This window comes from Vibrio gangliei, from assembly GCF_026001925.1.
GTDB lineage: Bacteria > Pseudomonadota > Gammaproteobacteria > Enterobacterales > Vibrionaceae > Vibrio > Vibrio gangliei.
Window position 1 is genome coordinate 96,421 of record NZ_AP021871.1, and the last position, 22,016, is coordinate 118,436.

At 46.0% G+C, this 22,016-nt stretch carries 19 protein-coding genes and 2 pseudogenes; 12 read left to right on the plus strand and 9 right to left on the minus strand.

What is annotated here, in order from left to right:
- Nucleotides 1-89 precede the first annotated feature (89 nt).
- From Vgang_RS16950 to Vgang_RS16970, 5 genes are all read left to right on the plus strand, one after another.
- Nucleotides 90-1,583 carry an IS91-like element ISCR2 family transposase gene (locus Vgang_RS16950; RefSeq protein WP_001120888.1) on the plus strand — a complete coding sequence of 498 codons (1,494 nt, stop codon included), beginning with the start codon at nt 90-92 and terminating at the stop codon, nt 1,581-1,583.
- 30 nt (nt 1,584-1,613) lie between these two features.
- The gene (locus tag Vgang_RS16955; RefSeq protein WP_001447541.1) at nt 1,614-2,498 is read left to right on the plus strand and encodes a DUF3363 domain-containing protein; all 885 of its coding nucleotides are present in this window, start codon (nt 1,614-1,616) and stop codon (nt 2,496-2,498) included.
- A gap of 216 nt (nt 2,499-2,714) precedes the next feature.
- Nucleotides 2,715-3,929, plus strand: coding sequence for a chloramphenicol/florfenicol efflux MFS transporter FloR (gene floR, locus Vgang_RS16960; protein ID WP_000214122.1), 1,215 nt, complete (start codon nt 2,715-2,717; stop codon nt 3,927-3,929).
- 27 nt (nt 3,930-3,956) lie between these two features.
- On the plus strand, nt 3,957-4,262 hold the full coding sequence (locus Vgang_RS16965; protein WP_001255015.1) for a LysR family transcriptional regulator: 306 nt from the start codon (nt 3,957-3,959) through the stop codon (nt 4,260-4,262).
- Between the two features lie 111 nt (nt 4,263-4,373).
- Nucleotides 4,374-5,867, plus strand: coding sequence for an IS91-like element ISCR2 family transposase (locus tag Vgang_RS16970; protein WP_001120888.1), 1,494 nt, complete (start codon nt 4,374-4,376; stop codon nt 5,865-5,867).
- 235 nt (nt 5,868-6,102) lie between these two features.
- On the opposite strand, the pseudogene glmM reads toward Vgang_RS16970, so the two are convergent.
- Together glmM and sul2 are read right to left on the minus strand one after the other, a co-directional pair.
- Nucleotides 6,103-6,345 (minus strand): annotated as a pseudogene (gene glmM / locus Vgang_RS16975) (phosphoglucosamine mutase); the annotation flags it as partial.
- Nucleotides 6,346-6,431: 86 nt separating this feature from the next.
- Nucleotides 6,432-7,247 (minus strand): sulfonamide-resistant dihydropteroate synthase Sul2, encoded by an 816-nt coding sequence (gene sul2, locus Vgang_RS16980; protein ID WP_001043260.1) that lies wholly within the window; start codon nt 7,245-7,247, stop codon nt 6,432-6,434.
- A 372-nt stretch (nt 7,248-7,619) separates the two neighbouring features.
- Between sul2 and Vgang_RS16985 the strand changes: the two genes are divergently transcribed.
- Nucleotides 7,620-8,773, plus strand: a protein-coding gene (locus Vgang_RS16985) for an IS3 family transposase (RefSeq protein ID WP_102140835.1) whose coding sequence is annotated in 2 segments (ribosomal slippage) — nt 7,620-7,866 and nt 7,866-8,773 — 1,155 coding nt in all. Because the reading frame shifts where the segments join, the coding sequence is not laid out codon by codon here.
- 47 nt (nt 8,774-8,820) lie between these two features.
- Here the strand turns inward: Vgang_RS16985 and Vgang_RS16990 are convergent.
- The 5 genes and pseudogenes from Vgang_RS16990 to Vgang_RS17010 all read right to left on the minus strand — a co-directional run bounded on the left by Vgang_RS16990 (nt 8,821) and on the right by Vgang_RS17010 (nt 13,088).
- Complete coding sequence (locus Vgang_RS16990) at nt 8,821-10,230, minus strand: tyrosine-type recombinase/integrase (RefSeq protein WP_061094527.1); 1,410 nt, start codon at nt 10,228-10,230, stop codon at nt 8,821-8,823.
- A 188-nt stretch (nt 10,231-10,418) separates the two neighbouring features.
- Nucleotides 10,419-10,646: pseudogene (locus Vgang_RS16995) on the minus strand (Y-family DNA polymerase); the annotation flags it as partial.
- 2 nt (nt 10,647-10,648) lie between these two features.
- A complete protein-coding gene (locus tag Vgang_RS17000) occupies nt 10,649-11,041 on the minus strand; it encodes a LexA family protein (RefSeq protein ID WP_105903642.1) in 393 nt (130 codons plus the stop codon).
- Between the two features lie 90 nt (nt 11,042-11,131).
- Nucleotides 11,132-11,419 carry a hypothetical protein gene (locus tag Vgang_RS17005; RefSeq protein ID WP_105903641.1) on the minus strand — a complete coding sequence of 96 codons (288 nt, stop codon included), beginning with the start codon at nt 11,417-11,419 and terminating at the stop codon, nt 11,132-11,134.
- A 670-nt stretch (nt 11,420-12,089) separates the two neighbouring features.
- On the minus strand, nt 12,090-13,088 hold the full coding sequence (locus tag Vgang_RS17010; protein WP_157946058.1) for a replication initiation protein: 999 nt from the start codon (nt 13,086-13,088) through the stop codon (nt 12,090-12,092).
- A gap of 1,300 nt (nt 13,089-14,388) precedes the next feature.
- Here Vgang_RS17010 and traD point away from each other — a divergent pair.
- The 6 genes from traD (at nt 14,389) to Vgang_RS17040 (ending at nt 19,612) form a co-directional block, all read left to right on the plus strand.
- Complete coding sequence (gene traD / locus Vgang_RS17015; RefSeq protein ID WP_105903638.1) at nt 14,389-16,560, plus strand: type IV conjugative transfer system coupling protein TraD; 2,172 nt, start codon at nt 14,389-14,391, stop codon at nt 16,558-16,560.
- Nucleotides 16,557-16,919, plus strand: coding sequence for a hypothetical protein (locus tag Vgang_RS17020; protein ID WP_105903637.1), 363 nt, complete (start codon nt 16,557-16,559; stop codon nt 16,917-16,919). Before traD ends, Vgang_RS17020 begins: the two co-directional genes overlap by 4 nt.
- The gene (locus Vgang_RS17025) at nt 16,916-17,650 is read left to right on the plus strand and encodes a DUF4400 domain-containing protein (RefSeq protein ID WP_105903636.1); all 735 of its coding nucleotides are present in this window, start codon (nt 16,916-16,918) and stop codon (nt 17,648-17,650) included. The genes Vgang_RS17020 and Vgang_RS17025 overlap by 4 nt, the downstream gene beginning before the upstream one ends.
- A 31-nt stretch (nt 17,651-17,681) precedes the next feature.
- Nucleotides 17,682-17,888 (plus strand): DUF6012 family protein, encoded by a 207-nt coding sequence (locus tag Vgang_RS17030; RefSeq protein ID WP_105903635.1) that lies wholly within the window; start codon nt 17,682-17,684, stop codon nt 17,886-17,888.
- Between the two features lie 95 nt (nt 17,889-17,983).
- Nucleotides 17,984-18,274, plus strand: coding sequence for a hypothetical protein (locus Vgang_RS17035; RefSeq protein WP_105903634.1), 291 nt, complete (start codon nt 17,984-17,986; stop codon nt 18,272-18,274).
- A 54-nt stretch (nt 18,275-18,328) separates the two neighbouring features.
- The gene (locus Vgang_RS17040) at nt 18,329-19,612 is read left to right on the plus strand and encodes an AAA family ATPase (RefSeq protein ID WP_105903633.1); all 1,284 of its coding nucleotides are present in this window, start codon (nt 18,329-18,331) and stop codon (nt 19,610-19,612) included.
- Between the two features lie 56 nt (nt 19,613-19,668).
- Here the strand turns inward: Vgang_RS17040 and Vgang_RS17045 are convergent, their stop codons facing one another.
- Nucleotides 19,669-20,712, minus strand: a complete 1,044-nt coding sequence (locus tag Vgang_RS17045; RefSeq protein WP_105903632.1) for a hypothetical protein — start codon at nt 20,710-20,712, stop codon at nt 19,669-19,671.
- Nucleotides 20,712-22,016, minus strand: a complete 1,305-nt coding sequence (locus tag Vgang_RS17050; protein WP_105903631.1) for a ParA family protein — start codon at nt 22,014-22,016, stop codon at nt 20,712-20,714. The genes Vgang_RS17045 and Vgang_RS17050 overlap by 1 nt, the downstream gene beginning before the upstream one ends.

The window sequence follows — 22,016 nt, forward strand, 5'->3', positions numbered from 1 at the left end:
AGCAACGGCAGGCATTTCGGCTGAGGGTAAAAGAACTTTCCGCTAAGCGATAGACTGTATGTAAACACAGTATTGCAAGGACGCGGAACATGCCTCATGTGGCGGCCAGGACGGCCAGCCGGGATCGGGATACTGGTCGTTACCAGAGCCACCGACCCGAGCAAACCCTTCTCTATCAGATCGTTGACGAGTATTACCCGGCATTCGCTGCGCTTATGGCAGAGCAGGGAAAGGAATTGCCGGGCTATGTGCAACGGGAATTTGAAGAATTTCTCCAATGCGGGCGGCTGGAGCATGGCTTTCTACGGGTTCGCTGCGAGTCTTGCCACGCCGAGCACCTGGTCGCTTTCAGCTGTAAGCGTCGCGGTTTCTGCCCGAGCTGTGGGGCGCGGCGGATGGCCGAAAGTGCCGCCTTGCTGGTTGATGAAGTACTGCCTGAACAACCCATGCGTCAGTGGGTGTTGAGCTTCCCGTTTCAGCTGCGTTTCCTGTTTGCCAGCCGGCCCGAGATCATGGGGTGGGTGCTGGGCATCGTTTACCGCGTCATTGCCACGCACCTGGTCAAGAAAGCGGGCCATACCCACCAAGTGGCCAAGACGGGCGCGGTCACCCTGATCCAGCGTTTTGGATCGGCGCTCAATCTGAATGTTCACTTCCACATGCTGTTTCTCGACGGTGTGTATGTCGAGCAATCCCACGGCTCAGCGCGTTTCCGCTGGGTCAAGGCGCCGACCAGCCCAGAGCTCACCCAGCTGACGCACACCATCGCCCACCGGGTGGGTCGCTATCTGGAACGGCAAGGCCTGCTGGAACGGGATGTCGAAAACAGCTATCTGGCCTCGGATGCGGTGGATGACGACCCGATGACACCCCTGCTGGGGCACTCGATCACTTACCGTATCGCTGTCGGTTCACAGGCGGGGCGAAAGGTGTTCACTTTGCAAACTCTGCCGACCAGTGGTGATCCGTTCGGTGACGGGATTGGCAAGGTAGCCGGGTCCAGCCTGCACGCCGGCGTGGCGGCCAGGGCCGATGAACGCAAGAAGCTCGAACGGCTGTGCCGGTACATCAGCCGCCCGGCGGTATCCGAGAAGCGGCTGTCGTTAACACGAGGCGGCAACGTGCGCTACCAGCTCAAGACGCCGTACCGGGACGGCACCACGCACGTCATTTTCGAACCATTGGATTTCATTGCAAGGCTGGCCGCCCTGGTACCGAAGCCCAGAGTCAACCTAACCCGCTTCCACGGGGTGTTCGCACCCAACAGTCGGCACCGGGCGTTGGTCACGCCGGCAAAACGGGGCAGGGGCAACAAGGTCAGGGTGGCTGATGAACCGGCAACACCAGCACAACGGCGAGCGTCGATGACATGGGCGCAACGGCTCAAGCGTGTTTTCAATATCGACATCGAGACCTGCAGCGGCTGCGGCGGCGCCATGAAAGTCATCGCCTGCATTGAAGACCCTATAGTGATCAAGCAGATCCTTGATCACCTGAAGCACAAAGCCGAAACCAGCGGGACCAGGGCGTTACCCGAAAGCCGGGCGCCACCGGCTGAGCTGCTCCTGGGTCTGTTTGACTGACGAGCCTGAAGGCCAACGATACCAATCAAAATGCTGCGTTCACAGCGCCGCGGCAGGGATCCGCCGTGCTGGTTGTCGGAAAAGGAGCCGCTAGTGGGAAAGAGGAGGGTAAATTTTCAGCGTTGCTGGCTCCCCGTCAGCCGGATTGGGTTGCATCGCAGGGGTGTCGAAAGAGTCAACTGCGGTCCAAAGCTGTTGGACTTGGGTGAAAAGGGCGTTTATTCTTCCTATACGTGCCGCGTTCCAGGCGGCGACTATGAGGGCTATGTCGATGCCCATGTGCGCCGGCTGGAGGCGCTACGCCGGGCCGGTATCGTCGAGCGGATCGACGCCGACCAATGGCGCATCCCCGATGATCTGGTCAGCCGTGCCGCCGCCCATGACGCCGGCCGAGACAGTCAGGCCAGCGTTCGCGTCCTTTCCCCGGTCGATCTGAACAAACAGATCGGATCGGACGGCGCGACCTGGCTGGACCGGCGGCTGATCCACGGCGAGACGGCCGACCTTGCGCCAACCGGCTTCGGGCAACAAGTCCGCGAAGCCATGGACCAGCGCCGCGAGCACCATATCGAACAGGGCGACGCCACCCGCAGCCGGGACAGCCGCGTCTTCTACCGGCGCAACCTTCTCGCCATCCTGCGGGAGCGCGAGGTAGCCGGCGTCGGATCGGATATGGCTTTGAGTAAGGGCCTGCCGTTCCGCGCCGCCACGGACGGCGAGAGCGTCAGCGGCAAGTTTACCGGAACCGTGCATCTATCGAGCGGCAAGTTCGCCGTGGTCGAGAAATCCCATGAGTTCACCCTTGTCCCGTGGCGGCCGATCATCGACCGCCAACTCGGCCGCGAGGTTATGGGCATCGTGCAGGGCGGGTCGGTGTCGTGGCAGTTAGGGCGGCAGAGGGGGCTGGAACGCTGAGTGCGCCCATGCCGCATTGCGAAGCAAAAGATAATCGGATAAAATGTAGCAATTCATATTCGTAAGCGTGGAGTAATCAGATGGGAAATTCCAAGTCAGCAGACAAGTAAGCCGCAACAACCAGTATTGTTGTTGCGGCGCTCTGTAAGGCTAGTCTCATCTGATTGCTGACGAGCAGACGTCGCCCGGTATTCCTTAATCGAGGGTTGATTCGTCATGACCACCACACGCCCCGCGTGGGCCTATACGCTGCCGGCAGCACTGCTGCTGATGGCTCCTTTCGACATCCTCGCTTCACTGGCGATGGATATTTATCTCCCTGTCGTTCCAGCGATGCCCGGCATCCTGAACACGACGCCCGCTATGATCCAACTCACGTTGAGCCTCTATATGGTGATGCTCGGCGTGGGCCAGGTGATTTTTGGTCCGCTCTCAGACAGAATCGGGCGACGGCCAATTCTACTTGCGGGCGCAACGGCTTTCGTCATTGCGTCTCTGGGAGCAGCTTGGTCTTCAACTGCACCGGCCTTTGTCGCTTTCCGTCTACTTCAAGCAGTGGGCGCGTCGGCCATGCTGGTGGCGACGTTCGCGACGGTTCGCGACGTTTATGCCAACCGTCCTGAGGGTGTCGTCATCTACGGCCTTTTCAGTTCGATGCTGGCGTTCGTGCCTGCGCTCGGCCCTATCGCCGGAGTATTGATCGGCGAGTTCTTGGGATGGCAGGCGATATTCATTACTTTGGCTATACTGGCGATGCTCGCACTCCTAAATGCGGGTTTCAGGTGGCACGAAACCCGCCCTCTGGATCAAGTCAAGACGCGCCGATCTGTCTTGCCGATCTTCGCGAGTCCGGCTTTTTGGGTTTACACTGTCGGCTTTAGCGCCGGTATGGGCACCTACTTCGTCTTCTTCTCGACGGCTCCCCGTGTGCTCATAGGCCAAGCGGAATATTCCGAGATCGGATTCAGCTTTGCCTTCGCCACTGTCGCGCTTGTAATGATCGTGACAACCCGTTTCGCGAAGTCCTTTGTCGCCAGATGGGGCATCGCAGGATGCGTGGCGCGTGGGATGGCGTTGCTTGTTTGCGGAGCGGTCCTGTTGGGGATCGGCGAACTTTACGGCTCGCCGTCATTCCTCACCTTCATCCTACCGATGTGGGTTGTCGCGGTCGGTATTGTCTTCACGGTGTCCGTTACCGCGAACGGCGCTTTGGCAGAGTTCGACGACATCGCGGGATCAGCGGTCGCGTTCTACTTCTGCGTTCAAAGCCTGATAGTCAGCATTGTCGGGACATTGGCGGTGGCACTTTTAAACGGTGACACAGCGTGGCCCGTGATCTGTTACGCCACGGCGATGGCGGTACTGGTTTCGTTGGGGCTGGTGCTCCTTCGGCTCCGTGGGGCTGCCACCGAGAAGTCGCCAGTCGTCTAACCGACGACTGGTAGCAGGCCCGCTCCGATGCGGCGCACTAACCATCGAAACCTCGTGAATGTCGGTATCCTGTCTGGCAGGATACCGCTCATTTCCCTTGTTCAGTTCATCGCCGTCGCCGAGCATCTGAATTTTCGGCATGCGGCCAAGGCACTTGGTATCAGCCAGTCGAGCGTCAGCGCGCGTGTGAAAGCGCTGGAGGATAACCTTGGTGTCCTGCTATTTGAGCGCCATGCGCGGGGCGTTCGGCTAACAGACGCAGGCAGGCACTTCATGGAGCGTGTCACGGCGGGTGTCGATCAACTCGATCACGCAGTGAAGACCGCGGAGTGACGGGCACTGGCTGGCAATGTCTAGCAACGGCAGGCATTTCGGCTGAGGGTAAAAGAACTTTCCGCTAAGCGATAGACTGTATGTAAACACAGTATTGCAAGGACGCGGAACATGCCTCATGTGGCGGCCAGGACGGCCAGCCGGGATCGGGATACTGGTCGTTACCAGAGCCACCGACCCGAGCAAACCCTTCTCTATCAGATCGTTGACGAGTATTACCCGGCATTCGCTGCGCTTATGGCAGAGCAGGGAAAGGAATTGCCGGGCTATGTGCAACGGGAATTTGAAGAATTTCTCCAATGCGGGCGGCTGGAGCATGGCTTTCTACGGGTTCGCTGCGAGTCTTGCCACGCCGAGCACCTGGTCGCTTTCAGCTGTAAGCGTCGCGGTTTCTGCCCGAGCTGTGGGGCGCGGCGGATGGCCGAAAGTGCCGCCTTGCTGGTTGATGAAGTACTGCCTGAACAACCCATGCGTCAGTGGGTGTTGAGCTTCCCGTTTCAGCTGCGTTTCCTGTTTGCCAGCCGGCCCGAGATCATGGGGTGGGTGCTGGGCATCGTTTACCGCGTCATTGCCACGCACCTGGTCAAGAAAGCGGGCCATACCCACCAAGTGGCCAAGACGGGCGCGGTCACCCTGATCCAGCGTTTTGGATCGGCGCTCAATCTGAATGTTCACTTCCACATGCTGTTTCTCGACGGTGTGTATGTCGAGCAATCCCACGGCTCAGCGCGTTTCCGCTGGGTCAAGGCGCCGACCAGCCCAGAGCTCACCCAGCTGACGCACACCATCGCCCACCGGGTGGGTCGCTATCTGGAACGGCAAGGCCTGCTGGAACGGGATGTCGAAAACAGCTATCTGGCCTCGGATGCGGTGGATGACGACCCGATGACACCCCTGCTGGGGCACTCGATCACTTACCGTATCGCTGTCGGTTCACAGGCGGGGCGAAAGGTGTTCACTTTGCAAACTCTGCCGACCAGTGGTGATCCGTTCGGTGACGGGATTGGCAAGGTAGCCGGGTCCAGCCTGCACGCCGGCGTGGCGGCCAGGGCCGATGAACGCAAGAAGCTCGAACGGCTGTGCCGGTACATCAGCCGCCCGGCGGTATCCGAGAAGCGGCTGTCGTTAACACGAGGCGGCAACGTGCGCTACCAGCTCAAGACGCCGTACCGGGACGGCACCACGCACGTCATTTTCGAACCATTGGATTTCATTGCAAGGCTGGCCGCCCTGGTACCGAAGCCCAGAGTCAACCTAACCCGCTTCCACGGGGTGTTCGCACCCAACAGTCGGCACCGGGCGTTGGTCACGCCGGCAAAACGGGGCAGGGGCAACAAGGTCAGGGTGGCTGATGAACCGGCAACACCAGCACAACGGCGAGCGTCGATGACATGGGCGCAACGGCTCAAGCGTGTTTTCAATATCGACATCGAGACCTGCAGCGGCTGCGGCGGCGCCATGAAAGTCATCGCCTGCATTGAAGACCCTATAGTGATCAAGCAGATCCTTGATCACCTGAAGCACAAAGCCGAAACCAGCGGGACCAGGGCGTTACCCGAAAGCCGGGCGCCACCGGCTGAGCTGCTCCTGGGTCTGTTTGACTGACGAGCCTGAAGGCCAACGATACCAATCAAAATGCTGCGTTCACAGCGCCGCGGCAGGGATCCGCCGTGCTGGTTGTCGGAAAAGGAGCCGCTAGTGGGAAAGAGGAGGGTAAATTTTCAGCGTTGCTGGCTCCCCGTCAGCCGGATTGGGTTGCATCGCAGGGGTGTCGAAAGAGTCAACTGCGGTCCAAAGCTGTTGGACTTGGGTGAAAAGGGCGTTTATTCTTCCTATACGTTGTCGGCAGCGGGCCAAAAAGGAATACGTCCATGCCCATCGAGGTGAAACCGGCTGTGAGCGCGGGTTCAAGCATATAGCCCGACAGGCGCGTATCCTTGCCGATCACGACACGATGGCGGTGGTCACCGCGACGAAAGACACGGCCAGCCGCCATGCCGACGCGCAAGGCGGTTTCCGCCGTCATCGCGCCTTCGTTGGCTTTGCCACGAATACCGTCTGTGCCGAAATATTTGCGCACCATAAGGTCGATTATCCTGTCGTCGGGTCGCCCTCAAAGGGGACATGCCTGCTGAACCGCGAATATAGAGAAATATCCCGAATGTGCAGTTAACGAATTCTTGCGGTTTCTTTCAGCGCCGCCAATACCGCCAGCCCGTCGCGCAAGGGGCGCGGCTCGTGTGTGCGGATGAAGTCAGCTCCACCTGCGGCGGCGGCAAGCTCTGCAGCGAGTGTCGCGGCCCCGACATCCCCCGGACCACGGCCTGTGAGCGCGCGCAGAAAGGATTTGCGCGAAACAGACAGAAGCACCGGCAAATCGAAGCGCAGCCGCAATTCATCGAACCGCGCCAGCACCGAGAGCGAGGTTTCGGGAGCAGCCCCCAGAAAAAACCCCATGCCGGGATCAAGGACAAGGCGGTTGCGTTTGATACCGGCACCCGTCAGCGCCGCGATGCGCGCGTCAAAGAACGCCGCAATGTGATCCATGATGTCGCCAGCGGGTGCCTCGCGCCGATCTGCCTGCCCGTCTTGCACCGAATGCATAACGACGAGTTTGGCAGATGATTTCGCCAATTGCGGATAGAACGCAGCGTCTGGAAAACCGCGAATATCATTGAGATAGGCCACACCACGCGACAAGGCATAGGCTTGCGTCGCGGGTTGATAACTGTCGAGCGAGACGGGAATGCCATCTGCCTTGAGCGCGTCCAGCACCGGCGCGATACGCGCGATTTCTGTGTCGGACGAAACAGGCGCGGCGTCGGGATTGCTGGATGCCGGACCGAGGTCGATCACATCTGCCCCCTCGGCCATCAGCTTACGCGCCTGCGCAATGGCTGCGTCTGGCGCCAGATACCGGCCTCCATCGGAGAAACTGTCCGAGGTTATGTTGACGATGCCGAAAATGATGAGCGATTTATTCATGGGGGCTTCTATAATAATAATAATCGAGCATGAGTCTCATACGGATGCTCGGGTCGAAAGGGAATCCCCAGGCGAGTAACCTGTTTGCGGTGATCCATTAGCTGCAGGAGCAGAATAGCATACATCTGGAAGCAAAGCCAGGAAAGCGGCCTATGGAGCTGTGCGGCAGCGCTCAGTAGGCAATTTTTCAAAATATTGTTAAGCCTTTTCTGAGCATGGTATTTTTCATGGTATTACCAATTAGCAGGAAAATAAGCCATTGAATATAAAAGATAAAAATGTCTTGTTTACAATAGAGTGGGATACTGATCTGATTTAATGGCACCGCACACTTTTGTGAAGGATAATTAGTCCAACAACAAAGGTGTGAAAATGACCCAACGAAGAAAACCTAGAAAATATACTGATGAGTTCAGAGAAGAAGCTGTAAAGCTAGTCACTGAACAAGGTTACAGTGTTACTGAAGCAGCCAAATCATTAGGCATAACAACTAAGCTGCTTTACAACTGGAAAGACAAACTAGCCAAGCAAACTTCAGGCGAAGCATTAAGCAAAGATGAGAGAGCTGAACTGGTTAAGCTCAGAAAAGAGAATAAACGCTTACAGATGGAGCGTGAGATCTTAAAAAAGGCGAGTGCCTTCTTTGCGAAAGAAATGAAATAAAGTTCGAATATATTAAAGAGCAGCAATGGCGCTTTCCAATTAGCGTTTTGTGCGAGGTTCTAGAAGTGAGTCGGTCAGCCTATTACGCATGGCTGAGGCGACCAGCCAAGATTATTAGTGTTGAAGAGTTAATGCTTTATCGTCGCATGAAGAGGTTATTTGATGATAGCCGCAGTAGTGCTGGTGCCAGAACCTTAATGAAGTTGCTACGCAAAGAAGGCTTTAAAATTGGTATTTGTCGGGTTAAGAGCTTGATGAAAAAGCTCGGTTTAGTCGTTAAACAGCGAGTGGCTTATAAAGTGACGACTATGCGCAAACATAGCCATGCGGTTGCTGATAACTTATTGAAGCGCCAATTCAATCCAGCCAGAGCAAATCAGGCGTGGGCGGGTGATATCACCTATCTAAGAACGCATCAAGGCTGGATGTACCTAGCTGTTGTGATGGATTTGCATTCTCGCCGTATTATTGGCTGGGCGTTGAGTAAACGCATGACGGTTGATTTAACCATGAGAGCGATGCAAATGGCTATCAACCTGCGTCAACCCAAAGCAGGCTTGATCTTCCATAGCGACAGAGGCTCACAATACACCAGTAAGCGTTTTCAATCATTGCTATGGAGCAATCGAATTACGCCATCAATGAGTGGTTGTGGAGCATGTTTAGATAATGCTGTGGTTGAAAGGTTTTTCGGCAGCTTGAAAAATGAATGGCTATTAAATGTTTACCATTTAACCAGAGAAAGCATGAAAACTGATGTAGAGAAATACATCAAATACTACAACTCAGTTCGGCTTCATACTTCATTAAATGATATGTCGCCAATTGAGTTTGAAAGTGTAAGGAAAAAGTGTGCGGCCTAGCTTGACCAGATCATCTCGATGCTGCTAATCGACTTTTTGCCATATCATCACCTCAGCGATTGTTGTGCGAATTGATTTTTACGCTGAGCGAATTCCAACCATGTTTTATTGTCATTCATGTAGTTAACGTATTTTTGAGTGGTAGAGGTGCTTTCATGCCCCATCAAATCAGCCAGCTCCTGTAACAAAGCCTCGAAGGGCTTACCTGTTTCCATATGTTTGCTGTACAGCCAGTCGGTTGCGAAAGTGGCTCGTAAGTCATGAGGGGCAAAATAAATATCAAGCCCACAGTGTGTCAAATCATTGCGGATAGTTTCCACATACTTTTGAATGGTGTTTGGAGCGTAGATATTGCCATTCGATTTAACGAATAAGTGGTTATGGCGAAGTAATCCTTTTTCAATAGCCTTCTTCCTCGCCTTACTTAACTTGTACTCGTACAACAGATCCATGACACTGGCTGGGATTTCAATTGTTCTGTTTTTTTTGAACTTGGTTAAGCAACCGTTAATATTCTCACCAATTTGCACCTTAACTACTTTAGCTTTTGGCTTGTCCACGACAGAGGCAGGAAATGTTATTAATTCCTCCAATCTCAATCCCGTTTCAGTTTTTAAGTACACCATTAGGGCTTTAGTGTCAGATGAATTTTCAATATCAAGGTGTTTATAAAGCTCTTGTTTTTCATCTTCACGAAGTGGGTTAAGCTCTCGAATATCAGCATCTTGAGGTTTTTTTATGTTCTTAAATGGTCTAGTGAGACCTGTGGTGTATACAATAATTTCCTTACTGTGACTGCGATTGAGATGTGAGAGCATTTCATGTTGTGCTCTGTTTCCTTTGTTGCTTATGCGAACAGTCTTTGCCTTAAACTCAAATGGTCGAAAGGTTTTGCTGATTGAAATGATCCGCTGGCGATGAAGGAAGATGAAGTAATTGACAACTTTCAAAACATAGTTAGAGGCTGTACTTGGAGAACCACCGACTTTTCCAGTTTCATCCTTGGTATAAAGGTTTTCCAATAAATAGTCTCGATATCTCACGATTGGACTTTCCTCTACCTTCTCGGTGCAGTCATATATTGTTAACGGAGGTTTTTCATCAACCAGAAGGCCAGTCCTTGGGTGTGTATGTTCGGGGATTTCCGTGCTCAACCACCGATAGAAGCTCAATAACGCAACTGCATGGGATTGAATCGTCTTATCGGAGGATATATCTGGATCTGCCAACAAAGAGTGAAGATATAGATTCACTGGCACCACATTGATACCATCGGGGTCTATTAAAATTGGAAGTTTATGAGCAAATGGTTTTGAGTTGTCCCTAACGTCATGGATGATCTCGCCACTGTCAGGGTGTGGCCTACTTATAAATGAGGGATATTTCTCCGTACTAATCCACATAAGACAATAGTCAAAGCCGAAGTCATCTGGAAACGACCTATTTTGTTCAATCACATTAACACCTAAATCATCCGTTATTCACACTGCTAAGCCTTCCCCCAGGGGGTTACGCGTTCATACATCTACTTTTTCAAGATATTTCTTAACCAATAGTAAAAATTGTAACCACCCCTCATCTCGACGTCTAATTTATACAACCTGAAACATTACAACATGTGATGTCTAAAGTATTTCCCAACTGTAAGAGCGTAATTTGATGAGCTTACTATCACATTGTTTTTATTACATAATTCCCTTATTTTGAAATAGGGCGCAAACTTGGGAATACCCAATTCTTTAGCTTGTCGATTCATTGAGATGACGCACCCGTCATTGTTGCTCAAGACAATTTGAGGTAGCCCTCTAATGCCAACCCTGAACAAGCTTTCGACCGAACAATAATACTGATCGCAGTCAACCAAAAAATACAAAATCAGAGTTCCATTTTTCTAATGACAGCAGTGACAACACCCTCGAATGAGCATGTATCTGTATCACTTACCGGAATTGGAGGAAATTGTTCATTCGAAGAAAGCAATAGCCGATTAGCTAAATCTATGCGCTTATATAGCATTTCACCATTATAGTTACAGACTATCGGTGAGTTCTGCCTAACCGGTAGTGACCGATCAACAAGAAGAATATCGCCATCTATTACAGCCTCATCACTCATCGAGTTACCCGAGACACGGCAAAAATATGATGCTTGCTGATCTCTAATCAGCAAATCATCCAAGCTCAATCTTTTTTGTACGTAGGAATCAGCAGGGGAAGCAAAACCGGTTAAACCCGCAGATACCGAAAGGGGGATAGGAATAACTTTCATAAGCGGCTCATACTGTTTATACATACAGTATATTTTTACCGATCAATGCTTAGTTTGCAAGTTGGATATAACCGAGGAAGCGCTTTAGAACTACTCGTACTCGACATTCCAATCAATAGAATCTATATACGCTTTTAGTGATGCGCCCTTATCAGCAAGTAATTTCTCCGACTTAAAGTTAAAGTCCTCCAACCATCGCTCTAATGGCCAAGTAGACAAATTACCAGTGACCGCCAAAGTATCAGCAAAACACGCACCAACACGGCCAGCCCAATGATATTCACCATCGAATTTGATTAACTCAACATCTCCAACCGATAACTCATAACGTTCAGTTAAAGCAGCTAGAATCAATTTTTTTGATAGTAATTTTCTCAACCCATACAACCTAGTTATCGTTTATTTCTTGTAGGAACTTTGGTTAACCGTATGAGACTTAGAACCATACTTACGGCCTAATTTTACTAATGATTCCATATACTTCATTTTCCTTATTTACTCGATGATTATCGTCAATACTTTCGATTTTCATCAACTTAACTCCTGCGACACCCACTACTCCGATCACCAAAAAAGTAGTAGAAACAGTACGCAGCCCACTCATTTTTTCTGCTCCCTGTCTAGGTGAAGATTGACTTTCTTAGGAATGCATTTTCTACGCAACCAACGCCTCAACGAAATAAATATGCGAAGACCGTACCTGCTCATATACTTTAAAATAATTATGAAAACAAACGCGGAAACAGCGACTACCACACGTTGATTTGTACTTAGATTTTGAATCCACAAAGACACATCGTTCAGCCCTAATATAAGGATTTCATCTATTTGTTTACTGCTTGCTAAACGTTCAAACCAACTGATTAAATCTAGCATCGTAAATTCCCTCTAAAACAGTAGTTAAATTTCAATCTTTATTGTCTGACGACAGCATTACATAAAGATAAACAAAAGCCGCATATAATACAAGTATTATATGCGGCTTTGTGTGTTCGTTTTTTGTGGTTTTAAAATTAAGATGACTATGCCTTTAGCAGTATCAAAGTTACTACTTAGTAGAGCTATTAGCTTTTGATTCAACTCGCTCTTTCACTTCCAGCTCTCTTTCTTTCTGCTCAAATTTACTACCAATAACCTTATAATAATCAATCAGCCTACGAACATCATCAATTGCCAACTTTTCACTTGGATCATAATCTTTTAATTCAGATTCATAACCCACCAGCAAAGCAATATTTGTCCTAGCCCACTTGCCGTGCGCATCACTACCAGAGGCAACTTTAGGTCTACGCTTTAGACGTGGCCTTATAGGCTTGGTAATAACATCCACGCTATTCTCTTTTAGAACATAGAATCTAATATGAGTCGTTTTTCTACCTGTTTTTACCGGTTCGTAGGTTACTGAAAGGTTTGTACTGGCATTGATGTGATCAACTGACGGTTGAAGAATTCGTTTTTTGAAATCACTCCAATCATCATATCCCGAGATATTAGCCCTTTCTTTCATCCACTCGATCTCAAACTTAATCGAGTGCGAACCATTACTTCCTTTCTGAAAATTGTTCATACCCAAGAACTGGCCATCTTTAAGCCACTGGTACAATCTAAACTGAAACAAGGTTGTTAACTGTTTGACGTACTTAAACTCAGAAATTGAATAGTTATTTTTAAGCTCAAAAACAAATGGCTCAATCGACTTACTAAACTGAATTTTAAACACACCTTCATCACCAACCCGAGGAACGTCAGTAACTTCAAACCAATGAAAGGTACGCAAGCGATCTTCAACAATCATATTAATTGGTGATTTGTTAATACTTTTAATCGCATCACGCATTATCTGAGCACAATCAGTAACATCATACCCATAGGCTTCAGCAAATTCTCTCGATGTGATCGTCACCGAACCTACACTAGACTTACTACTATTAACCTTTGATAAGCTCATCAAAACGATACGAAACTGCGGCAAAGGTAAAGTATATTGAGCAGATAAAAGCTCGTTACTTTGATTGACAGTAATATCAGATAATTCAGGTAAACTCATGAAACTCTCGTCCATTTTTATTGTTAGTTTTAGAATACACGTTAAAACAGGAAATTTAAAATAAATTGTCCGACTTTAATTTTTGAAGCACAAAGAACAGCAACCAACTCCCCCCAAAAGAAAACCATCTCACTTACGATGACCGATAAATTGTCCAGAGTTATATCAGGAACACACTGGCTATCACCGATAAATTGTCCAGAGTTAGCTCCACTACACACACTCTTGACCGATAAATTGTCCAGAGTTAAGCAAGAAAACCCCGTCACAGACCGATAAATTGTCCAGAGTTAAACTAAGACAGCCCGATTCAGACCGATAATCTGTCCAGAGTTAGCCGATTCCGCACATAACCCGACCGATAAATTGTCCAGAATTACGCATATTTGGTCACTTTTAACCGATAAATTGTCCAGAGTTAGGGGGAGTACAACCCGTTAAAACTAACAAAATGCCCATATACCCCCTTTAAAACCGGACAATTTAAAAAAAAATGAGATCGCCACTAGCAAATTCACCGCCACCCTGCAAAAATTGAATAAAAAACAAGCATAATTATAATTAATGCTTATATTTGTGATACTTATCACGGACAATTCAAATACCTAACAGGCAAATCAAACCGATAAATTGTCCAGAGTTAAGCGGAAATCATCAGAATTAGACCGATAAATTGTCCAAAATTGACTCCTGTGATCATTAACCAATACAAAACAAGTTTGCACGTTATCAACCGATAAATTGTCCAGAGTTAATATTAAATCACTGATTTAATGAGAAAAATAAAAATGGAAATATCAACGACAATAAAAAGAAATTTTTCTCCATACGATATATACTAGGGGTATGTACTTGAGTTAAATAGAAGAAAGCAGGTTAAGGAACGGAAGATCCAGATCATTTATCCACAAAATATTTGTCCGGCTTTCACCGATAAATCGTCCAGACTTTACCGATAAACTGTCCAGCGAACACCGATAAATCGTCCAGACTTTACCGATAAATTGTCCACTAATGACCGATAAATTGTCCTTAATTAACCATTTTAAGCCTTTTAAAACAATAAGTTATATCCCCTAAGAGAAGATCAACAGTAAGATCAAAGATCAATAAAGATCAATCAAATAACTATGTTATTTGTTTTCTGCTTTTTTAATTTCCATTCTTTTGTGTCGCCATCATATTCATTAGATAGTTAAAGACCAATTTAGACGGGCAAACAAAACCGTCTAAATTCGATCTCAAGATGCAGATCTATTACGTTCCAGTTTAGAGAGATCTAAGCTAAAGGAATTATGTTTTGATAGAGCGCAATAACACCTTAGATGGCAGGATGAGACCAGTTGTTGAATATGAAGCTGCATTAGTCTCAGCTTGTTCAAGTCTCGTGCTGTACCAAGCACCATTCTTATTCGGCTTGCCATACACAACAGCACATGCCTTATGTTTAACAAGCGCGGCTATGGGTGTGGCTCAGTTCATTCGCGGGCGCAAGCTAAAGGCTTACCATAACGCATTAAAGAACATCGATGCTTACTACATGTCTACGGATGAGTTGAAATCGTCTGATAAATATTTTTGGCTTGGTAAGGGGTTTGAGTGGCAACAAAAACACGCCCAAAGACTTTATGAAGCCTCTACACCAAATGGCGAAAAGATAGTTAGTAATTCCAGTCTGTACAAAAAAGCCAGAAAGTTTTGCAATGTTAATGCTGATAACAAAAGCATTATCGTCAAAAAACTTGTTAATACACTGAATGACAAATATTTTTTCCGTATTGGTAAGTTTAAATTCCTCAAAAACCCATTAGCACCTTTGCCGCCTGTTGGTGGTTCCTCTGTATTGCATGGAGTTGGTGTTGATGAAGAAGATGACATACTACCGCAGCTAGGGTCTTTAGAAGGGCACGTTCTTGTTATGGGGACAACCGGTTGTGGTAAGACTCGTTCCGCTGAACTGTTCATTACCAATGACATAGCACGAAAACGCAAAGTCAAAACTCGGTTCAAAAACAAACAAGATGAAGTCATTACTCGGATTGAAGAACAACCGGATGGCATGGTTGCGGTACTTGATCCAAAAGGTGATGCAGATTTACTTGCTAGAGCTTACACAGAAGCACTTAAACATGGACGTCCATTCTATTTCTTTCACCTTGGTGAACAGGAGATTACTTGCCGGTATAACGGAATTGGTAACTTTAGTCGCCTTTCTGAATGTGCGACTCGAATTGCTGGCCAATTAAGTGGTGGCGGTGATTCGGCTGCCTTTAAAGAGTTCGCATGGCGCTTTATTGCAATCATTTCTAAAGCTTTGTTCGCAATGGGTATAAGGCCAACGTATGACCACGTAAGGCGATACATAATGAACATGGAGGTGTTGTTTGTTGAGTTTTGCGAACACTGGCTAGGTAAGCAAAATATGAGCGAGTGGCGTGAACTTGTTGATATATATTCAAAAGAAAAAAATACCCCTGAACACTTAAAAGGCTTAGCCCGTAGAACCATTGGTTTATCAATGACCGTAGAATCATTGATGGCCGAAGACCCTAATCTACGCAATTCTGCTTATGAAGGGCTACTCAACGCTGTTCGATATGATTCAAGTTACTTTTCTAAAATAACTGCCTCATTATTACCTCTCCTTGAGAAGCTTTGTTCAGGCGATCTAATAAACATTCTTTCCCCTGACTACACAGACACAAGTGATATGAGGCCAATTCTTGATTGGACTCAAGCTATTCGTGGAAATGCGGTTGTGTATTGTGGTTTTGCAGCAATGGTAGACCGCGATGTTGCAAGCGCAGTATCAAATTCAATGCTATCCGATTTACTTTCTTTGAGCGGTAAGATTTACCAGACAGGGATTAATTATGGTTTGGACGGCAGTAGTTCGCATGACAAGCCGAAAATTTACCTACACATGGATGAAGCAAATGAAATGTGTGGTGAGGAATTTATACCAATTCTCAATAAAGCTCGTGGTAGTGGCGTTCGTGTAATTGCATACACACAAGCAAGGGAAGACCTTGAAGTTCGAATGGGTGACAAAGCGAAAGCTTCTGTTATTGAATCTAACTTTAACACAACCATTATGTTTAGGGTTAAAACCACAAGTACAGCTCAAATCCTTACCGACCAACTCAAAGAAATCAATATTTATGATCGCTCGACAACACAGGGTGCATCAGCAGATTTGAATATTGAAGAAGAAAAAGCGAACACAAACACTCGCTTCTCCGATGGTGTATCAATCGTTAGAACGCAACCATTACTAGCCCCTAGCGATATAGTCAGCCTGCCTAAAGGCCAAGCATTTGCACTCCTAGAGGGAAGTAAATTATACAAAATCAGATTCCCACTGCCGAAAGAAGAAATAAACCCATTACCGAGTGAAATGAAAGACGTATATCGAAACATGAAAATTCAATATCGAAGTTACGATAATTGGTGGGAAAAAGAGGCCGCATGATGAAATTGAAAGGAATAATTTTAACCCTAAACCTAGTTGTACTTTTGGTGCCACTAGCTGGATGCAGCAGCAGTAAAAAGCCTGGCAATGATTCTGCTAATAGCAATGGCATTAATCGGTCCGAAGCTATTTTGTTATCAGAAGTGGTAACAAAAACCATAAATCTTGGTGAATCAAAACAAGCCAAAAATATTGATAGAACTTACCTTGTTGGTAAAACAAGTGAAGATTCGCCAATTTGTGAAAAGTATTCTCAACGAGTAGTAGGTATTGATTGGGTAAGCGATGATCCGATCGCTAAATTTGATGTTTGGCACTCACCGGTTACTTGTCCTGAAAAAGCGAATGAATACCTATGAGCGAGACCAAAAACAGAACACCACCAGTAAACACCCAAAGAGGCGATTCACACGAGCATTCTACGGGATTAATTAAACCGGTCATTAATTACATAATGTCTTTGTGTGGGCTTCTTTTTGGGGCTCTTATGGTCTCAATTCTAATTGAGTGGATTGGGATTTTCTTTGGCTGGTGGAATGAACCTTATGAGTACCATTCCAAAGCGGTAGCAAGTGAATATATCCAACTTATCAATGATGATTTGAGTGCAACTAATAGAGATTTCGTGCTATCTCCATCATTACCACTACTTTGGCTATCTGAGTTTACAACAAAGTGGTTCGGCTTCACTTTAACGGATGCTTTTAACTTATCGAGTGGATTCACGACTGATAACCTGTCAGGGAGCATATTTAAGGCATTTTTAATATCGATTGCCTTTACCACCATCACTTTCATTGTAAAGGTTGGGTACTTCTTTAGTTCACTACCCTTGGTGGCCTTACTTATCGTGCAGTTCGGGGCGGATGGCTACGTATATCGGATCAAGCGGATTTACGAAGGCCGACTGAGCTCAGACTGGCTAACTGTTATGTCTCAAAAGATTATTGGCTTAGGTCTATTTTCCTTATCACTAATCTTCTTCTCAATTCCTATTTACGTACACCCTGTCCTAGCTGTCTTACCAGTTTGCGTTGTATCTGCAATTGGCTTCAGGGCACTTGTGATTAACTTTGCCAAAAACTTCTAAATGAATTTTTGACCATTTGAAAGGAATAAACATGATCCTGCATTTAGTGCCACAAATCTATAATCCATACGATGTAAACGTCAGCCTTATTGAAGATAAATACAACTCTCATGGATTACTTGTAGAAAGAGTTGAATACCAAAAAATTCCCACCATAGAGACGGAGCGGTTGTATTGTTTCAATGAGGAACAAAGAATACCAAAGCTGGAAAACGCATTTTTAATTGAATCAATCTAACTGCTTGAGAGCTCAATACAGTAAAGGCGCTATTGATAATTTAAGCTCGATAGAAAACAATGGATGCAACCAGTCTTTACAATAGGAATCTATGAATGTCTCGACCTCTGCTTGATGAAACGGTGCTCAAGTTAATTGATGCGAAACTAGCTCTAAATGGTCACGTCACAAGCAAGGACATTTATCGGCATTTGGGTTTAGGGAGACAGAAAGTAAGTAAGGTCTTTCAAGATTATTTATCGGCTAACCCTGACTCAATGATCTACGTCCCTGCCAAGCGGAAATACATAGCAACTTCTTCTTTCAAGCCCTGCTTTCTTGGTGAAGTTAAAGCCGGTGAGTTTGTTGATGCCCTGACAATTGTCTTTGGCACATTCAATAACTAATACAACACCACAACAAAGACCTATACAAAAGGCTCCAATGAGCAGGATAAATGAATGTTAAAAAAACGAAGAACACCGCCTGAAAAAATATTTACTCCTAAAGGTAAGCATGTAAATAAATCTATGTATGTCCAAAGAATTGAGCTAGAAAAAGCATTCATAAAAGCACTAAGAAAGCCAAAGCATATAATTATTTATGGAGAAAGTGGTTGTGGAAAAACGTGGCTCTATAAAAAAGTCTTTGCAGAAAGAAAGATACAGTATGAAGTTCTGAATGCAGCAACGGTTAATTCAACAGGTTCAATATCAACAGCAATCAAGTCGTTAACATCCCGCTTAGAGCCATTTGAAAATACAGGCTATGAGGAAAAAATTTCCGCTGGTGGTAATGTAGTATTGGCTAAAGCTGATTTAGAGCACACAAAAAAGTATGAGGCATCAACCCCTGAACCATACCTTGAATTGGTTCGCCGTTTATTTAAGCAAGCTGGATCAAATGAATCTTTTTTAATCATAGAGAACTTGGAGCATATCGTTAAAAACGAGCAGTGGGTGCGAGAATTGTCATCACTCCTGATGTACTTAGACGATGAAGAATATGCAAAATATAGAGTTCGAATATTATTAGTTGGAACCCCCAGCAATCTAAGAGATTACTTTTCAAAAGTTGATTCAAGCCAAACCATAATCAATCGAGTTCAGGAGATACCTGAAGTGTCCGTATTATCATCGAATGATGTAAAAAATTTAGCTGACAGAGGTTTCTTTCAACTCTTAAAAGCAAATTTAATAGAGGACAGGGAATCAGGATTCAACAAAAATTTTTTCTTTAATGCCTTATCATGGTTTTCGGCCAACGTACCCCAGTATGTTCATGAAATTGGTCTTGAGATAGCAATAGAAACTGAATTGAACGATTACAATATTACCAATGAGCTATATATTGGTTGTATAAGAAATTGGGTGCAAGAAGCATTAGTAAGTGAAAATGCGAGAATAGAAGCTCACATAAACTCTAAAACCACAAAGCATGGGCGACGGAATCAGGTGATTTATACCCTAGGTCGATTCCTTGGTAATGAGTTTTCCGCTCAAGATGTTGAAGAACAAATGCGTAATCATTTTCCTATTAGCACAAAAGGAAAAACCCTGAACGTTTCGGCTAACTTAACCGAATTAGCAAGTGGTAACAGCCCGTTAATTCGCAAAACACCTCAAGGAACAAGGTTTCGTTTTCTCGACCCAAAGATCAAGATAATGGCAAGATGGATGCTTGAAAAAGATGGAAGCAAGGAAAAATTAATAGTAAAAAAATTCGATGAGAGCATAAAATTCTAATCAATGGATACCCGCAGCTACAAAGTTTGTAGTGCGGGTATCCGATTTTTACACAACTATTCAACATTAAATTTCTTCAAGAGCAACGTTAGTTCAGCCAAGAACTCCTGCCCTTTAACATCATCCGCATCTTCTAGTTCAATCTTATATTTGTTTTTAGAGCTAGTGATTCTAACGCGGCTCTTATCGCCCAACTCCTGAAACGCAGGTTTAGTCGCTTTTGGTTCATTAACAGCAGCAAATTCAGCTTGAATACTATCAAGATAAGCTTGGTTTTTCTTTGCATCTGGAATCTGAGCGTCACGTTCAACTTCAGCAGAAATGGTTTGCATAACTGTTTCTGGGTCGAATGGTTTAACGTGCTTAGGTGCGCTCTCAATAGCCTTATGCAGCTTTAGCATGAACTGCAATCCAGCACGAGTTATTTCCGTTGGGTAAGGCAGTGCGTTGATCCAGCTACTTGGCAATTGGATAGCTCTTAGCGCTGTGTTTACATTCGATTGGTGGTCTTTAAAGTAATCCGCAATGTCACTTTCTGTGGCATTTTCATTTTCTGCAAGATACGCATTGTATTTATAACCTTTTTCAAACCAACTAATCGGTTTGTTGAGGTTAAAGTTTGAGGAAATTTGAGAACGTAAACCTAATTCCTGACTTAAATCTTCATCAATCGCGTCTGCAACCAAATCTGCGCCAGCAGCTATACAAGAAAATCGTCTGCAAGAACCATCAAGAACGACAATTTTGCCATCTTTTCTACGGTAAGCGATGACAGGTGTTTCATTCTGAATATTGCCGGTTTTAGGATTAGGCTTTGATTTTTTAATTGAAGCGATTAACTGGCGTAAGCCATATTCACTTAACCACTCTTGGTTGCGTTCGTTTCTATCATCAACAATGGTTGATTCTTCAATCTGATCATGAGGGATGACGATACGCTGACAGGTGAAAGTTTTGCCACCAAATGTCCACGAACCTGCGCCATTTTCTAGTCCAGACAAAAGCTCTTGTGGTAGCTCGCTACTTGCAATACCAAAACCGGTTGTAAGGCCATGCGGTTCGGTGCGTTGGCGCTTTCTTGAAAATCTATTAGCAGCCATTAGATGTGTACCCCTAGTTTCCAGTAATTAGACAAAATGACTTCAATTGATCTGATAAATACCAAAGAAGATGATTGAGCACTCTCACAAGTTGAGTTTTTCCCTGAATAACAAGATGGAGAAATATCGAAAATAGTATTCAAATCTTTGTTGGTATTTTTGATAGCCTCACTTGCTGCAATAGACTCTGTTACATAGCTCATTAAACCCAAACGTAAGCTTTGTTCGACCTCTAATTCGCTCGATGAACGTCTATCGATGGCTGTAGGTACTAATTTTATTTCTTCATAACCTTGATGGCCATAAGCCAGCATTAAATCATAAAGCATTTCAAATCCACCTAAGTATTTACCAGTTGAATCACGATCATTTTCAGAAGCGCGAAGCGGGATGAAAAGATGCGTACTAACAAAGTGAGCTGCAATACAAATCTCGTTAAGTGCTGGTGGAGTATCAATAATGATTAAGTCAAAGTCATCTTCAATTTGTGTAATTAAGCGCTGCAAAGGCTTGAATGAAGCATACGAACGGTCATTAATCGCTTTGTGTTTAGACTGCAGCTCAAAGTCAGTATCAGCAATATTTGCTGGTAAAACTTTTAAGTTATCAGCATTAGTTTCTAAAAATGCACTACGAACAACCTCTTTGTATTGCTCATCATCCGAGTAATCAATCTCCAAGCGTTCTTCTACCAACAAATCACCAACAGATACGTAATCAGCATTACCATTACCAACCTCAACATTAGGTAGCAATATGCGCGTTGCTGTCCCTTGCGGATCTAAATCAATAACTGCAATTCTAAACTTTCTGCGAGACTCGATTGCTAAACCGGTCGCCAAGAGTGTGCTAAGCGTAGTTTTTCCCGAACCACCTTTAAGGTTTGAAATTCCGAAAATTGCACATTTTTGCCCACCAGCTCGTTCGAACGGCTCAAGCAGACCATAAGCCTCTTTAATTTGGTTTCGCTCCAACAGATTAACTGTCCACTGGCCACCATAAGGCGAGTTTGCAGGGTCTAAACCTAGGCGCTTAACTAAATTATCAAGCTGACGTGAGCCTCGCTGCAGGCCAAGCTCTTTGAGCATTTCAGTCTTATTGTATGTACGATAAGGCTTACCATTTGGGGCGATATTTACATCCGCCTCTGGATTGGATTCGCGCTCTGAAGCCAGCTCATTAACAAAAAGAGCTCGGTCTGTTACTAGTTTTGATTGTTGACGAAAGTATCCAGCTAAAGCAGAAATGATATTTCTTGATTTAATCGCTTTTTCCGTAAGGTTTAACTTTCCGTTGAGATCCAT

What these genes read in the sequence shown, in the direction of transcription:
- Vgang_RS16950 (WP_001120888.1), top strand. Translation starts at nt 90, where the DNA reads ATGCCTCATGTGGCGGCCAGGACGGCCAGCCGGGATCGGGATACTGGT.
- Vgang_RS16955 (WP_001447541.1), top strand. Translation starts at nt 1,614, where the DNA reads ATGCTGCGTTCACAGCGCCGCGGCAGGGATCCGCCGTGCTGGTTGTCG.
- floR (WP_000214122.1), top strand. Translation starts at nt 2,715, where the DNA reads ATGACCACCACACGCCCCGCGTGGGCCTATACGCTGCCGGCAGCACTG.
- Vgang_RS16965 (WP_001255015.1), top strand. Translation starts at nt 3,957, where the DNA reads ATGCGGCGCACTAACCATCGAAACCTCGTGAATGTCGGTATCCTGTCT.
- Vgang_RS16970 (WP_001120888.1), top strand. Translation starts at nt 4,374, where the DNA reads ATGCCTCATGTGGCGGCCAGGACGGCCAGCCGGGATCGGGATACTGGT.
- sul2 (WP_001043260.1), bottom strand. Translation starts at nt 7,247, where the DNA reads ATGAATAAATCGCTCATCATTTTCGGCATCGTCAACATAACCTCGGAC.
- Vgang_RS17000 (WP_105903642.1), bottom strand. Translation starts at nt 11,041, where the DNA reads ATGAAAGTTATTCCTATCCCCCTTTCGGTATCTGCGGGTTTAACCGGT.
- Vgang_RS17010 (WP_157946058.1), bottom strand. Translation starts at nt 13,088, where the DNA reads ATGAGTTTACCTGAATTATCTGATATTACTGTCAATCAAAGTAACGAG.
- Vgang_RS17020 (WP_105903637.1), top strand. Translation starts at nt 16,557, where the DNA reads ATGATGAAATTGAAAGGAATAATTTTAACCCTAAACCTAGTTGTACTT.
- Vgang_RS17025 (WP_105903636.1), top strand. Translation starts at nt 16,916, where the DNA reads ATGAGCGAGACCAAAAACAGAACACCACCAGTAAACACCCAAAGAGGC.
- Vgang_RS17030 (WP_105903635.1), top strand. Translation starts at nt 17,682, where the DNA reads ATGATCCTGCATTTAGTGCCACAAATCTATAATCCATACGATGTAAAC.
- Vgang_RS17035 (WP_105903634.1), top strand. Translation starts at nt 17,984, where the DNA reads ATGTCTCGACCTCTGCTTGATGAAACGGTGCTCAAGTTAATTGATGCG.
- Vgang_RS17040 (WP_105903633.1), top strand. Translation starts at nt 18,329, where the DNA reads ATGTTAAAAAAACGAAGAACACCGCCTGAAAAAATATTTACTCCTAAA.
- Vgang_RS17045 (WP_105903632.1), bottom strand. Translation starts at nt 20,712, where the DNA reads ATGGCTGCTAATAGATTTTCAAGAAAGCGCCAACGCACCGAACCGCAT.
- Vgang_RS17050 (WP_105903631.1), bottom strand. Translation starts at nt 22,016, where the DNA reads ATGGATCTCAACGGAAAGTTAAACCTTACGGAAAAAGCGATTAAATCA.